13 protein-coding genes are annotated in these 14,449 nt (G+C 41.4%); 2 read left to right on the plus strand and 11 right to left on the minus strand.

Features of this window, described 5'->3' with window-relative positions:
* Positions 1–227 precede the first annotated feature (227 nt).
* From R2B77_RS08045 to R2B77_RS08085, 9 genes are all read right to left on the minus strand, one after another.
* A complete protein-coding gene (locus tag R2B77_RS08045) occupies positions 228–1,139 on the minus strand; it encodes a pseudouridine-5'-phosphate glycosidase (protein ID WP_203246401.1) in 912 nt (303 codons plus the stop codon).
* A complete protein-coding gene (locus R2B77_RS08050; protein ID WP_203246400.1) occupies positions 1,139–2,233 on the minus strand; it encodes a PfkB family carbohydrate kinase in 1,095 nt (364 codons plus the stop codon). The genes R2B77_RS08045 and R2B77_RS08050 overlap by 1 nt, the downstream gene beginning before the upstream one ends.
* Positions 2,234–2,559: 326 nt before the next feature.
* Positions 2,560–2,697, minus strand: coding sequence for a hypothetical protein (locus tag R2B77_RS08055; RefSeq protein WP_203246399.1), 138 nt, complete (start codon positions 2,695–2,697; stop codon positions 2,560–2,562).
* 190 nt (positions 2,698–2,887) lie between these two features.
* Complete coding sequence (locus R2B77_RS08060) at positions 2,888–4,009, minus strand: NAD(P)/FAD-dependent oxidoreductase (RefSeq protein ID WP_203246398.1); 1,122 nt, start codon at positions 4,007–4,009, stop codon at positions 2,888–2,890.
* A gap of 177 nt (positions 4,010–4,186) precedes the next feature.
* Complete coding sequence (locus R2B77_RS08065; protein WP_203246397.1) at positions 4,187–4,984, minus strand: ABC transporter ATP-binding protein; 798 nt, start codon at positions 4,982–4,984, stop codon at positions 4,187–4,189.
* 31 nt (positions 4,985–5,015) lie between these two features.
* Complete coding sequence (locus R2B77_RS08070; RefSeq protein WP_203246396.1) at positions 5,016–6,011, minus strand: ABC transporter permease; 996 nt, start codon at positions 6,009–6,011, stop codon at positions 5,016–5,018.
* 17 nt (positions 6,012–6,028) lie between these two features.
* Positions 6,029–7,036 (minus strand): ABC transporter substrate binding protein, encoded by a 1,008-nt coding sequence (locus R2B77_RS08075; RefSeq protein WP_203246395.1) that lies wholly within the window; start codon positions 7,034–7,036, stop codon positions 6,029–6,031.
* Positions 7,037–7,289: 253 nt separating this feature from the next.
* Positions 7,290–7,454, minus strand: a complete 165-nt coding sequence (locus R2B77_RS08080) for a Spo0E family sporulation regulatory protein-aspartic acid phosphatase (protein WP_203246394.1) — start codon at positions 7,452–7,454, stop codon at positions 7,290–7,292.
* A gap of 238 nt (positions 7,455–7,692) precedes the next feature.
* Positions 7,693–8,193, minus strand: coding sequence for a YhcN/YlaJ family sporulation lipoprotein (locus tag R2B77_RS08085; protein WP_203246393.1), 501 nt, complete (start codon positions 8,191–8,193; stop codon positions 7,693–7,695).
* 170 nt (positions 8,194–8,363) lie between these two features.
* Here R2B77_RS08085 and ilvB point away from each other — a divergent pair, with 170 nt between their 5' ends.
* Positions 8,364–10,022, plus strand: a complete 1,659-nt coding sequence (gene ilvB, locus R2B77_RS08090; RefSeq protein WP_212391190.1) for a biosynthetic-type acetolactate synthase large subunit — start codon at positions 8,364–8,366, stop codon at positions 10,020–10,022.
* A 597-nt stretch (positions 10,023–10,619) separates the two neighbouring features.
* On the opposite strand, the gene R2B77_RS08095 is transcribed toward ilvB, so the two are convergent.
* The gene (locus tag R2B77_RS08095; protein ID WP_203246391.1) at positions 10,620–12,440 is read right to left on the minus strand and encodes a LysM peptidoglycan-binding domain-containing protein; all 1,821 of its coding nucleotides are present in this window, start codon (positions 12,438–12,440) and stop codon (positions 10,620–10,622) included.
* 191 nt (positions 12,441–12,631) lie between these two features.
* Positions 12,632–13,426: a VLRF1 family aeRF1-type release factor gene (locus R2B77_RS08100; RefSeq protein WP_203246390.1), complete on the minus strand. Its 795-nt coding sequence runs from the start codon at positions 13,424–13,426 to the stop codon at positions 12,632–12,634.
* Positions 13,427–13,804: 378 nt separating this feature from the next.
* Between R2B77_RS08100 and R2B77_RS08105 the strand changes: the two genes are divergently transcribed.
* Entirely contained in the window at positions 13,805–14,287 is a 483-nt protein-coding gene (locus tag R2B77_RS08105; protein WP_203246389.1) for a PTS sugar transporter subunit IIA, read from the plus strand.
* Positions 14,288–14,449: the final 162 nt, after the last annotated feature.

Consider the following 14,449-nt stretch of genomic DNA (forward strand, 5'->3'; position numbering starts at 1 on the left):
TAATTATATACTTATATAAAAATAATGAGTTTCTATACTAATTTACCATAGTTTCTCATCTTTATCAATGCGTTTCGCGCAAATAAAAGGTGCTTAAATCTGAACTATTTCAGATTTAAGCACCTTTTATTGTGAATACAATGGCTAATGTGCAAATATCCCCCATAACCCGAAAATAGAAAAAATCGTCGTTCTTCATTTGAAGAAACGACGATTCCTTTATGATTTTATTTTCCGTTAAATGCAACTGCGATTTGCGCACCAATCACAGCGTTGTTTTTCACTAAAGCGATGTTAGCATCCAGGCTCGTACCATCTGTTAGTTCCTTCACTTTACCAAGCATGAACGGCGTTACATCTTTACCAGCAATGCCTTTTGCGTTTGCTTCGTCTAATGCCGTTTTAATAATGCCGTTAATGAAGCTTTCTTCCATTGCATCTGCCTCTGGGATTGGGTTGGCAATTACAGCTCCACCTTGCAAGCCAAGCTCCCATTTCGCACGAAGCATATCTGCAACCGTAGTAACATTATCTGCACGTAAGCTCAAGCCGAATTCACTTGATGGCGTATAGAATGCTGGCATTTTATCTGTTCCATAGCCGACAACCGGTACACCTTTTGTTTCCAAGTATTCAAGCGTCAGTCCGATGTCGAGGATTGATTTCGCACCTGCACAGACGACCGCCACATTTGTTTGTGCAAGCTCATCCAAGTCAGCAGAAATATCCATCGTTGTTTCCGCTCCACGGTGAACGCCACCAATACCGCCCGTTACGAAGATATGAATACCCGCAAGTTCTGCACAGATCATTGTTGCAGCAACTGTCGTCGCGCCTAATTGCTTCGTCGCGATTAAGTAACCGATATCACGGCGTGAAACTTTCGCCACACCTTGACTATTTCCGAACATTTCAAGCTCTTCATCAGAAAGACCGATTTTAATCATTCCGTCGATAATTGCGATTGTTGCAGGAACTGCACCGTTATCACGGATAATTTGTTCCACTTCACGTGCTGTTTTAACGTTTTGCGGGTACGGCATACCGTGTGAAATGATTGTCGATTCAAGTGCAACAACCGGCTTTCCTTGTGCCATTGCTTCTTGTACTTCTGCTGAGTAAGATAAATATTTTTCCATTAGTATTCCTCCAATTCGATTGTAAGCTGCGCTTTTGATAATTCCGGTCGTACTGTATACGATGATTCAAGCGTTTTTGCGGCATTGACCAATCCGCAGTGAATCGCCTCACTTGTATCCATACCTTCTAAATGCCCGTGCAAAACACCCGAAACAAATGCATCGCCCGCTCCAGTAACATCTTCCACCGATACACCAGCCATCGCTGTATAACGTTTTACTTCTCCGCCACGTTTTCCGGCCATGACACCCTTGGAACCAGCTGTTACGACAACGTTCTCTGCACCCACTTCGAACAATTTACGCACCGCACTTTCCCAATCGGCTTCAGTTTGAATTAACTGTCCTGTATAAGCTTCAGCCTCATCCTGATTGCAGATGAACCAAGTAACACCTTCCAGATTATCTGGCATTCGCGTCATTTTCGGAGAGGAAACAGGGACAATGGCTAAGCCTCTACCATGTAATACTGCACGACTTTTGACAAATTCTACTGTTTCTTTTGGACAATTCAAATCCATCACTACTAATGCAGCATTGGCAATCAATCGATCATTGCTTTCGATATAGTCAACCGACAACGCTTCGTAGACATCCATATTCGCCATCGCAACAACCAATTCCCCGTCCGGACTAAGCACCGCCGAATAAGAGCCTGTAGAATGCCCCGGCAATAATCCAACCGACTTCACATCCATATAGTCTGCCGACTCTTGTTCAATCAACTGCCAATCCGCGTCATTAGCTGCAACCGTTAATAATCGGACCGAATGATCGAGCCGCCCGAGATTATCTGCAATATTGCGAGCAACTCCCCCGACAGCTACAGACATAGATGATGGATTTGAAGTGCCTAACTGTGTAGCATCCTTTAGATGGAATTTCCGATCGACATTCGCTCCGCCGATACAAACCACTTCATTGTCCTCAGATAAAATATAAGCACGCCCGGTAATCACGCCGCGCCTTGTCAATCCTGAAATAAGATTGGCAAGCGCCGGCCGTGACATAGCTAGCTGATCAGCCATATCCTGTTGGGTCAAAAATGGATTTTTTCGAAGAAGCTCAACAATTGCCGCTTCCTTTTCGCTCAATACCATCACCCCTTTATCAATTACACCTCGGCATAATTGAGTTCAAATGTTGAATCAGCAGGGTTTTTGTGCCTCTTTGGCTTATATGCGTTTTCGCATTCATCCACTCACTTAATAGCAACAGAAACTACTTCTGCTGAATCTCGTTAAACTCTTGTTTACATTATAAACAAATGTTTAATCGATTGCAACAAAATAATTAACACGAGTTAGCCAGGTTTTCAAACACCATTTGGTTAGTATGTATGAATAATTTTAATTATATGCCTCATATCAATTTCTTCAGCTTTTCCAAAAATGCTAGACAACATAAAAAACAACGACTGTCAGGACTTTTGCCCGTTCAGTCGTTGGTCCTCTTTCCGTAATGAAAGTGCCCGTTTTTCTCCACTTGTCATTCTGCGTCGTTGTGTCTGCCTACGGTAATTATCCATAATCGCATGTAAATTCACAAAGTCCATCATTCGTATCCCTCCATTCTTCAAGTTCCACATAGCTTATGTACTGAAAAAGGAAAGGATACTCTTTACGGAAATGAACCATTGTTCTGAAAACATCAATAATTATCTAATTGCTTACATAAACGTGATTATATCAGCTTTTTCGTTTGTTCACACAATAGAAATAAATACATCAGAAAAGCCAGTAAATTTGTTAGCTAGTTACAATAGCACCTGCGACATCATACAATTCCAGATCAATATCAACCCGTTCACCTAGTGCAAGTTGTGCAAGTTGCTGACCAAGAAATGGCCCAACTGTTAGGCCTGACGCTCCTAATCCATTGGCCAAAAGTAAACCTTTCACTCCTGGTACTTCGCCAATAATCGGCAGAAAGCCAGGTGTAAACGGGCGATAGCCCACGCGTGCTTCACTAAATGTAGCATCAGCTAACCCAGGCGCAACTTTCAATGCTTTATCCAACACTTCATGTAAGCCACCTGCCGTTAGACGCTGATCGAATTGAACATCATCTTCATGTGTCGCTCCAATTACTACCTTCCCATTGTCAAACGCCAAAATATATTGATCTGAAGGCGGCATAACGACAGGCCATTCATTCGTCTGCCAATGGTCTAATTGTAGATGAACAATTTGTGCTTTTTGAGCACTTATCTGCAAATTAATACCGATTGGCGCCAATAATTCCGCCGCCCAAGCACCAGCTGTCACAATAACACTATCCGCACTATATGATTGCTCGTCTACTCGCACTCCTGTTATTTCATTATTTGCTGCAATTAGCGTTGCCGAACCATGCATAAATGTAGCACCATGCTTTGTTGCTGCGCGAATAAGTGCATCTCGTAAATCACGCCCATTGACACGAGCCGCCCCACCGATATGAACAGAAGCATAGTCTGAAGATAACGGCGGGAAGCAAGCCGATGTATCCATTGCATTCAATTGACGAATATCACCTATTTCAGGCGCATCCTGTCGTTTTATCATTGCACGCTCTGCCATTTTGTCGAGTTTACTGGCATCTGTATGCAAACTAATGGCCCCGACCGCTCGATACCCTGTATCCATCTCCCCATCTTCTTCAAGTTGAATAATAAGTGACTGATAATAGGCAGCTCCCCCCTTGGCTAGCGCATACCAAGCTTTATTTCTTCGCTGGGACAGCCACGGACAAATAATTCCCGCTGCCGCATCCGTAGCTTGTCCTTCATCTTTACGGTCAATAACTTGAACATCAGCACCTGCCTTCGCCAAATGATACGCCGTCGACGCACCTAAAATCCCAGCCCCGATAATAATAAACTTCTTCATCATAAAACACCTTTTTCTTTATAATATCTCTCCCTATTATATCAGTTATCCGGATAAACGTTGCTCAGGTGATGAGATTGGCAAATTCGACTACCCTCCAGGCAAATTGAGTTACCTCTTCAACAAAAAAAAGACATAACCCGTTGTCAACTACACAACAAGTCATGTCTTTTCATCTCACACAGATAGTAGCGCCGCGTCGCTGTTTAGCTTTTCACCGCGAATGCGTTGGAATTCAGCCATTAGCTTTTCAATCGTTAACTGCTTCTTCTCTTCAGCTTCGACTTCTAAAATAATCTGGCCTTTATCCATCATAATAAGTCGGTTACCTAAATCCATCGCCTGCTGCATATTATGCGTGACCATTAACGTTGTCAATTGATCCTTTTCAACGAGTTGCTTTGTTAAATTCGTAATCAATTCTGCTCTCGACGGATCAAGGGCAGCCGTATGTTCATCTAGCAATAAGATAGACGGTTGAGTGAACGTTGCCATTAGCAATGAAAGCGCCTGGCGTTCTCCACCTGACAGCATTCCTACTTTTGCATTCATCCGATTTTCTAAATTCAAATGGAGCGTTTCAAGTGAAGTCCGGAAAAATTCTCGGCGTTTCTTATCGACACCTTTTCGTAACCCACGCTTTCGATTACGAGAATAAGCCATCGCCAAATTTTCCTCAATGGACATTGCAGGGGCAGTTCCGGCCATCGGATCCTGGAAAACTCGTCCAATTTTAATCGACCTTTTATATTCAGGTAGCTTCACAACATTTTCTCCATCGATTTCAATGGTTCCGAAATCAGGTGTCAGTGCGCCAGAAATCATATTCATCATCGTCGATTTTCCTGCGCCGTTACTACCAATGACAGTCACAAAATCCCCGGATTTCAAATGTAAATTGATTTGATCAAGCGCAATTTTTTCATCAGGCGTTGCCTCATTGAATACTTTATTAATCTGCTGGAGTTTCAGCAATGGGATCGCCCTCCTTCTTCAGCTTAAGATATTAACCCGCTATTCGCTCAGCGTGACGTCTTGCTTTTCTATTTTTCTCACGTTTTCTCTCAATGAATTGTGGCAATATCAGTGCTAGGATAACAATCACCGCTGTGATCAATTTCATGTCACCCGCATCCAAAAATTCAACGCGCAGAGCCAAGCCAATAATAATTCTATAAATAATGGCACCTACAACAACCGCTATCGTCGTGCGCACAATGGTTTTTGTTCCAAAAATGGCTTCTCCAATAATAACAGAGGCTAAACCAATGATAATCATCCCAATGCCCATTCCGATATCGGAAAACTTGGAGTATTGGGCAATTAGAGCACCCGAGAAGGCAACAAGTCCATTTGATAAACCTAATCCAAGAATAATGAGTGTATCTGTATTCGCGGAAAAACTACGAATCATTTTTTTATTATTGCCTGTTGCCCGTATAGCGAGGCCAACTTCTGTTTGTAAAAACCAATCGACAACAAATTTAATAAGTAAAGTTACAATTAACATTAAAAATAAGGTTCCCCATGTAGAAGGCAAATATTTCACGCCTAACATAGCGAAAAATTGATTAATAGCTTCATCAATGCCGAGTGTACTCCAAAAAGCATTAAACTTACTAAATAGCGTTTCCGCATTTAATAAAGGAATATTAGGGCGTCCAACAGAATTTTCTGACGTCAGACCCATTATTCTTAAGTTAATTGAGTACAAGGCAATCATCATCAAGATTCCTGCTAATAGCGGATTAATTTTTCCTTTTGTATGCAAGAGCCCCGTTACGCAGCCTGCAATAAAGCCAATCACAATGGCAACTGCTGTCGCGAGTAGTGGGTGGTAGCCAAAGAAAATCATCGTGGCCGCAACACCCGCTCCAGTTACAAAACTTCCATCCACCGTTAAGTCCGGAAAATCTAACACTCGGAATGTGAGATACACTCCGAGTGCCATAATTGCATAGATGATTCCTTGCTCAACTGATCCAAAAACAGCTGAAAACATGCAAAACCATCTCCTATTTATTCAGTAAATTCAGCATTCCATTCGTCTTTAATCTCAAGACCAAGTATTTCAGCTGTTGCTTTATTCATTACAAATCTCAAATTTTGTGGAATTTGAACAGGTAAATCAGCTGGCTTGCTTTCACCTTTGAGGATTTTAACAGCCATTTGACCTGCTTCATAGCCGATATCAGCATATTCGAAACCAAATGCAGCTAAACCACCGCGTTTTACAGAGTCGAATTCACCAACGAGCAGTGGAATCTGATTGCTATTCGCAACATCGATAACTGATTCAAGTGCCGATACAACTGTATTATCCGTAATGATATAAAATGCATCTACTTTCCCAACCAATGATTCCGTTGCTTGCTTAACGTCTGCTGATGTTGCAACAGGCGCCTCCTTCACTTCCATATCCATATCTTGCAAGATTTCTTTCACTGCATCTACTTGAGCACGTGAATTTTGCTCTCCCGCATTAAAAACCATCCCAACATTTTTTACGCCTAACTCTTCTTTCATAAACTTCATAGTTGTTGAAATTGCTTCTGGATGGTTATCAATTGTCCCTGTTACATTACCACCTGGGCTTTCCATGGATGCAACAAGCTCAGCACTTACTGCATCTGTCACTGATGTGAAGACAATCGGAATTTCCTGTGTTGCAACTGCAACTGCTTGCGCACTCGGTGTCGAGTTAGCAAAAATTAAGTCAACATCTGAACTGACTAAATCATTAGCGATCGTTGTATTGGCACTGTTATCATTCTGTGCATTTTTCTCAACATACTCAACGTCAAGACCCGCGTCTGCCAAAGCCTTTTTAAAGCCTTCTGTAGCTGCATTCAAAGAGGGATGCTCAACGATTTGCGTCATGCCCACTTTATATTTTTCTGTTGCTGTCCCTTTATTATCATCATTTGGCGTATCGGCTGCTTTATCTGTTTCGCCACCACCACATGCAGCAAGGATGAATACGACACTCAATAGTGCCACTGCATATTTTAACCAACTACCCTTCATGCCATGTTCCCCCTTTTTTCTTTATTGCTCGCTTTATCTCTAGTTATTTCGCAGCAATAATTATCCGTAATCGTACACTGTTCAAATGTGCTAGTCAACCACTATTTAAAATGTTTAGATAATTAAAGCGCTTTCATTTTCTTTTTTCACCATCATTAATAATCATACATTTTACGAATAAATATACAATCGTTTCTTATTGACAATAAAAAAACGATTAGCTCCCTTCGCAAAGAGGCTAATCGTTTTCCATTTACGATACAATTTTTTGATATCTATTTAGTAAAACGTCTAAGTCTTGGCTGTAAGCAACAACTTCAGGATGAGTAAAGCCGTATTGTTCGGCCTTCAAATACATTATTTTTCTTTTATTACGAATCTTCATTGACAATACTTTTTTCCTTAATACGATTTTCACAACTCTTCCTCCATATAATTTATTCTACTTCAATCTAGTTGTGAGTTCTTTGATTGGTCTGAAGCAACCTGCTTATCGTACAACAACTAAAGCGAAAATATTGTCGATTGGTGGAAAAAATGCGAAGTGTCACAAATTTGTCGTAATTGCGTTATTTTTTCAGGAATATAGGTAGAAACTCTTGACATTCCACAATTTACTCCTTCTAATTCCATTATTTGGATTATTTATCCAATTTTTAATGAGCGTCCGGAAAAACTCTTTTGACCGTATCCGAAAACTCCTCGAAGAGTCCTTCTACTGGTTCACCTGCTCTTATTTTATTTCCATAATCGGTGGTTTGTTTAACAAAGTCTGGATTCATCGACACATAAACATTGTTAAAATCTGCGTTAGCCTCCCTAGCTTTTTCCGCAATTTTATCCTCGACTTGCGTTGTCCCTTCTACTCCTTCATGCAAGACAACCGCGACGTAGGCGTTATGGTCTGTGACAATGACATTAGCACTTTCTACTTCCTCCATTTCCGCAATACGGTCTGCGGCATCATCCGCTACTTCTAGTCGATTCTCTTCATTATTGACTACATCATCATTTGTCGTCATATCTGTTTCTGCTTGGTCTGTCACCTTGTCCTCTACATTATTATTCGCGGCATTGTCTTTTGATTTATTCATACCGCAACCCATCAGCGAAAGACTAAGGATCAGGGCAGCAGTAATAATTGAAAGCTTTTTCATCAAATGTCCTCCTTCATTTTTCTTTTCTATAGTAGAATGAACATTTTTTCACTTTTTATTCAAAACAAAGATTGTGATTTAAATCACAATATCTTTCCGAATGTTCTGATAAAGTACTATTCATCTAAAAAACAACTATGTGGGAGTGATCTATTTTGTATGGGGCTGAAATGTTAATCCAACTATTACTAGAGCAGGAGGTCGACACGATTTTTGGCTATCCCGGTGGCGCAGTCTTACCTGTTTATGATGCCTTATTTGATTGTGATAGCATTCAGCATGTACTTGTGCGGCATGAACAAGCGGCGGCTCATGCTGCAGATGGTTACGCTCGAGCGACAGGAAAGCCAGGTGTCACGTTGGTAACAAGTGGACCAGGTGCGACGAACACCATTACAGGGATTGCGACAGCCTATATGGATTCTGTTCCAATGATCGTCCTGACCGGTCAAGTTCCGACACATCTACTTGGCCTAGATAGCTTTCAAGAAGTTGATATTTTCGGTATGACGATGTCCGTCACAAAACAAAATTATATTGTGACAGATCCAACTGATTTACCACGTATTATTAGAGAAGCCTTCCATATCGCAACAACGGGTCGCCCTGGTCCCGTGCTCATAGATTTACCCAAGGATATTATGACAGCATTACTTGAATCTCCTTTTGAAAATACTGGGAAACAATCTATTTATATAGAAGGTTATACACCAAACATCAAAATAAACGATGCTAAACTCGAGGCAATCACCAAACGCTTGGTGACAGCAAAACAACCTATATTAATAGTAGGTGGAGGTAGTTTAGCAGGAAAAAGTTCTAGCTTGCTTCAAGAATTAATTAGTCGCTGTAACTTTCCTGTCGTGGCTACCTTAATGGGGATTGGTGCTTTTCCATCCGAACATCCCTTACATCTCGGGATGCTTGGAATGCATGGAACCGTGGCGGCTAATCGCGCGATTCAAGCAGCAGATGTCATTGTTTGCCTTGGCGTACGCTTTAGTGATCGTGTTTCGGGAAATCGTAAAGCTTTCTCTCCCGATTCCTTTAAAATACAAATCGATATTGATAATGCTGAGTTAAATAAAAATATTGAAATTGATATCGCCCTGCAAGGCTCCGTAGAACAGGCATTATCGGGGATACTTGATCGAATTCCCAAGCTAAATCATACTGCTTGGCATGACAAGATCAACACATGGGCCAAACACGCCCCGGCGTTCAAACCTTCAGAAGATGGACAATTGACGCCGCAAGAAGTAATTCGTTGTCTCGACAATGCAACAAACAGCGATGCAATTATCTCAACTGACGTTGGTCAACACCAAATTTGGACAGCGCATCATTATCAATTTGGCACACCGCGCTCCTTTCTAACATCGGGTGGACTCGGCACGATGGGCTATGGCTTCCCTGCCGCAATCGGCGCCGCTGTAGCCTTCCCTAACAGACAAGTCGTCTGTATTAGTGGGGACGGTAGCTTTCAAATGAATGTACAGGAAATCATGACAGCCGTTGACCTTGGTCTAAACGTCAAAGTAGCTATTCTTAAAAACGGTTATCTTGGTATGGTCAGACAATGGCAACAGCTATTCCTCAATAATCGCTATTCTGCGGTACGGATTAGTTCACCCGATTTTGCGGCTATGGCTAAAACATTTGGTGCGCACGGCTTGTCTGCCAGCACTTTAAAAGAAGCAGAAACAATTATTAAGATGGCTTTCGTCATTGATGGCCCAGTTATTATGGAATTTGAAGTAATCGAAGAAGCCAATGTCTACCCAATTGTCCCACCCGGCGCAAGCAATGAAGAGATGATTGAAGAGTGATTATGATTATCTGCATTAGCATCTAGATTAGGGATTCGTTGCCTATGATTGAAAGTAGAATCGAATATGGTTCGAATTCAATTCTCCAAAAAAAATTTTATAACAAGTGGTTTATCTTTATTCCATCCGGGTATACAAAGACTACAAGGTGAAACAACCGAAGATGTAGACTTGTAGACGAGCTACCTACAAACTAACTTTTCGGATGAACTGCACAGCCTTGGCGGAAAATTTGTTTTGCTAGCAAGGTACACTCGTCAGGAATCAGATTTATTATTGGGATTCCTTTCACCAAGTTGTAAACCGAATAAATTGGTTAGTCAGCAAGTGTTACACCGAGCAGTAAAAGATAAGTTTTTTGTGAAAGTGCAACTTGAACACTGACTGCATCAGGAAACGATCACACCTCACTACTTGTGACGATCCAGTTCATGTGGCTTCGCAGATCAGCCCTATCAAACTGCACTGACGAGTATAACAAGATCGTCGAAAAACAGTTTGTGTAATGAAAAATAATCAAATTTTCCGAGTGCACCCCCTTAGCGGGGATTGAAAAAAGCGTGGTCCTTCGTAAAGGAGCACGCTTTTTTCGTATTTTTATGGCAAAAATAATAAAGTAGAAACTATGTCTTCAATATGCTCCTTATCCGCCCAAAGGATAAAATAATTATAATTCATTCCATCGATTGTCATCGGGCTTGGGTAGGCTGCAATATAAGCGGCCTGCCCCATCATCTCCGCTGGCTGATCACTGGAAGGCAAGATTGTACATGTCTGTTCGTACGGATTTTCTGATTGTATCATTCGAGGCGTCGAGCCATAGGGCATCAATTGTTGGAAAGCTTCCGCTTGGCAAACTTCCTCAATATTATCTGATCCGAAAAGAGCAGATATTTGAAAAAATCCATCAACCCCTTCGTATCTCACATCATTTACCCTTTGCCAAGTCGCTGGGTATTGAAAATTCACTCCAAAAACTTCGCTCGTAAACTCCTGTTTTTCCAAATCTATAATAGGTTTTGGAGACCACTGCAATGCAAGTATTGTCTCCCCTTCTAGAAGCTGAATCGGAGCAGGGTGGGCTAGATTAATAACCCAAATTTCATTGGCAGCTTGCTGTTCCTGACATCCAGATAAATACCCAATTGTTGTACCATCTGGGGACCAGGTTACGGGTGTTGAAAAGCAATTCGAAATGGCCCAAACTCGATCATTTTCTCCCTGTCGTTCAACCGTTCTCAGTTGTGAAAAATACCCTCTATCGTCAAACGCCGTTGCACTATAGACAATCTGTAATGAATCTGGAGACCAGGTCGGATTATTATTTTTAGCCAATGGACCGCCTTTTATTTCAAATACACGTCCTGTTGCAAGCTCTACTGTGTAAATGATTGAAATACTAGCACCCGGTGTGGTGTACAGGGCAAAAGTTCCATCCGGAGAAAGACGTGCATCATGGAGAGGGCCTTCTGTATTTCGGGTAATTTGTCGCCTATCGGTACCATCTGTTGCGATTCGAAATAGTTGACTTGTGCCTGAATCATCGGGCGCTTGAAACAGCAATTCCGTACCAGTTGGAAACCATCCAACGTTAGATGCCTGTGGCTGTGCAATCATTTTCGCCGCATGTAGCGTAGCGTTATAGAGCATAATGTTGCCCCGAGCGGTATACGCCACGCTGGAACTATCCGGGGACCAATCAAGACTAAAATCTCCGCCTTCATCCAACTGATCGACCCCTGCGATTTGTCCGGTCGTGACGTAAATAATATAGAGAACCCTATTTTCTCCGACAAAAGCAATCCGATTACTATCGGGTGACCACATCGGTTGTGACAAAACATCCCCTATTCCATTTGTCAGTTGCTTTTGCTCACTCGTACGTAAATTCATCGTCCAAATATCGAACTGTCCTCCACGATTGGATGTATAAGCAATAAAACCATAATCACCAGCAAAGGCATAAGGAATGCTCAACTTCATCCCGACTTGAATCACGGTGGATGGAAGTTCGTTTACCTTCTGAATCAACTCCGAACCACTTTGACCCGCCGGTACCACATTGTAACGGCGAGCAATACCATTCAATGTATCCCCCGACTGAACAACATAATAAGGTACACCTGGCGGAACTCTTAATAATTGACCAACTTGGAGAATATACGGCGGCATTAACCTATTCACCTCGGCAATTAACGCCACTGGCACACCATATTGTTGGGAAATCCTGTATACGGAATCGCCCGACTGGACACGGTATATATCAACACCAGGCGGTATGGACAATTGCTGCCCAATAGAGAGCGCATACGGTGGCATCAAATTGTTCGCCGCAATCAACGATGTTATTGGTAGCCCCCAGCGCTCGGCGATTTGACTTATCGTATCGTCCTGACGAACTGTATAAAAAATTTGCATCACCCACACATCCCTTCTTCATAAAGCAGGCAAAACTTTATCCCATTTCTTTATCCATTGCTATGATATTCGTCTAATGGGCAAGGTGTTCTCAACCCGCTTTAGGAATTCATGGATGCCTTAACTATTTTCAGATAGAATAAAAACTAACCCCCTCACAAAATGAGAAAGTTAGTTTTTGATGAACATAATTATTTTTCAAAAATTTGATGCAGCACTTCATAAGGCTTGCTGTTGTTTAGGTTTTTGTGAATACAACTTGCTGGTTTTTCACGCAAAATTTCAGCAAAGGCATTTGCCAATTCTGCTTCTCCAGCTACATGAATCTCTTTCCAGCCACGTTCTTTCTTTAATTTATCCACAATCTCACCCATTCCTTTATAGAAGCGACCCAAATTTTCTTTTAATCGAGGTTCTAATTGGTCTACTTTACTACTTCCAATTGAAGGATGATCATCTTTTGTCACTTTCTTCCGATCACCCCATCCCTGAAGATTTGGCTCGAAATCATAAATCAGTTCATCATTCAAAAAGCCCATTGCCGTATCTAGTATACGTACTTCCCCAAAACTTGGTAAGACAATTCCGGCTTCTGGATACGCCTTATACATATATTCCATCTCTTCAACTACTGGATGATCCTCCCAATGAAAGCTCGTTCGTACATGCACCTGTACATAGTGAACCGACCACAAACGAGGATTTTCTGAAGCAAAAATCACGACGCCTTTGTGTAATTCATTCTGATGATCCTCGATTTCTTTCATAACTTTTTCCTTCACTACTTTAAACGCCTTCAGTTCATTGTCGTCCTTAGAAGCAGTTATATATTCTTCGATTCGCTTCAAACCACTTTTTAAATGGATTCTCCATGCTCCTTTTAGCTGATCTGGATCGGCTGGATTCGTATTGACATATGCACTTAACACACAACGACTTGTACCCTTAAATTCTTTCAGGGCCTGTAATTCTTTATTAATTGACATCAGTGCTATACCTCCTTCAGTTTTCCACGATACAAGCATGCCCCTTAATCGCTCAATTCAAGCCTAAGGAACTACAAAATACATCTGTTGTTACCGCAATGTTTTTCGAATAAAATAGTGCGACAAACTTACGATTTCGAAAAAAAGTTCATCCATCTATTGCATTTTCCAAATGTAAGTGCTACTATCGAATTAGAAGTTCAATAGCGGATCACATGTTACTGATACGATCAGGCATGGTGGTAAACAGAGAAAGGTTTAATTATCTTTCGCAGTTACCCCATGCCTTTTTATGTTCTGTATTTCTCATTGATAAAATATAATGAACTGTGGATCCTTTGATTCTTCATACCCACAACTATAAAGGAGTTAATAGTCATGCTATCAGGCCTATTCAAAAAACGTAAATTAGAGATTTTCGCACCCGTTAACGGAGAAATCATCCCACTCGACCAAGTGCCCGACCCAGTATTCAGTCAAAAAATGATGGGTGAAGGTGTTGCTGTCATTCCTACTGAAGGTACTTTCCGCTCACCTGTTGAAGGTACAGTCGTTTTAATCTCTGACTCGAAACATGCAATCGGACTCCGAACAAGTGATGGTACAGAAATTTTAATTCACATCGGGTTGGAAACGGTCACTTTGCAAGGAAAGGGATTTAAAGCTTTAGTAGAAACTGGTGACAACGTTTCACTTGCACAACCGCTTATCGAAGTCGATTTAGACTATATCCGTGAACATGCGACAAGTATTGTCACACCAATTATCATTACGAATAGCAGTGAAAAGGCTATACAATGCACTCATACGAAAGATGGCATTGCTGGGAAAACCTTAGTAATGACTGTTTCTAATAAATAACACACTTCCACTGAAAGCTTAGCTTCATTCAGCAGAAGTTTGATGATTCATTAAGTTGGGTACCTAGTTTGAAGGTCCGCCTTTCTTACTAAAGGACTAGACTTCTGTAGTTGAAGCTTCGTTTTCAGTATTAAATGATTTGCCAAACGTAGGTAAATCTAC

The organism is Sporosarcina beigongshangi, from assembly GCF_033485195.1.
GTDB classification, from domain to species: Bacteria; Bacillota; Bacilli; order Bacillales_A; family Planococcaceae; genus Sporosarcina; species Sporosarcina beigongshangi.

Coding starts and splice junctions, on each gene's coding strand:
- R2B77_RS08045 (WP_203246401.1), bottom strand. CDS start 1,139: ATGGAAAAATATTTATCTTACTCAGCAGAAGTACAAGAAGCAATGGCA.
- R2B77_RS08055 (WP_203246399.1), bottom strand. CDS start 2,697: ATGATGGACTTTGTGAATTTACATGCGATTATGGATAATTACCGTAGG.
- R2B77_RS08060 (WP_203246398.1), bottom strand. CDS start 4,009: ATGAAGAAGTTTATTATTATCGGGGCTGGGATTTTAGGTGCGTCGACG.
- R2B77_RS08070 (WP_203246396.1), bottom strand. CDS start 6,011: ATGTTTTCAGCTGTTTTTGGATCAGTTGAGCAAGGAATCATCTATGCA.
- R2B77_RS08075 (WP_203246395.1), bottom strand. CDS start 7,036: ATGAAGGGTAGTTGGTTAAAATATGCAGTGGCACTATTGAGTGTCGTA.
- R2B77_RS08085 (WP_203246393.1), bottom strand. CDS start 8,193: ATGAAAAAGCTTTCAATTATTACTGCTGCCCTGATCCTTAGTCTTTCG.
- ilvB (WP_212391190.1), top strand. CDS start 8,364: ATGTTAATCCAACTATTACTAGAGCAGGAGGTCGACACGATTTTTGGC.
- R2B77_RS08095 (WP_203246391.1), bottom strand. CDS start 12,440: ATGCAAATTTTTTATACAGTTCGTCAGGACGATACGATAAGTCAAATC.
- R2B77_RS08100 (WP_203246390.1), bottom strand. CDS start 13,426: ATGTCAATTAATAAAGAATTACAGGCCCTGAAAGAATTTAAGGGTACA.
- R2B77_RS08105 (WP_203246389.1), top strand. CDS start 13,805: ATGCTATCAGGCCTATTCAAAAAACGTAAATTAGAGATTTTCGCACCC.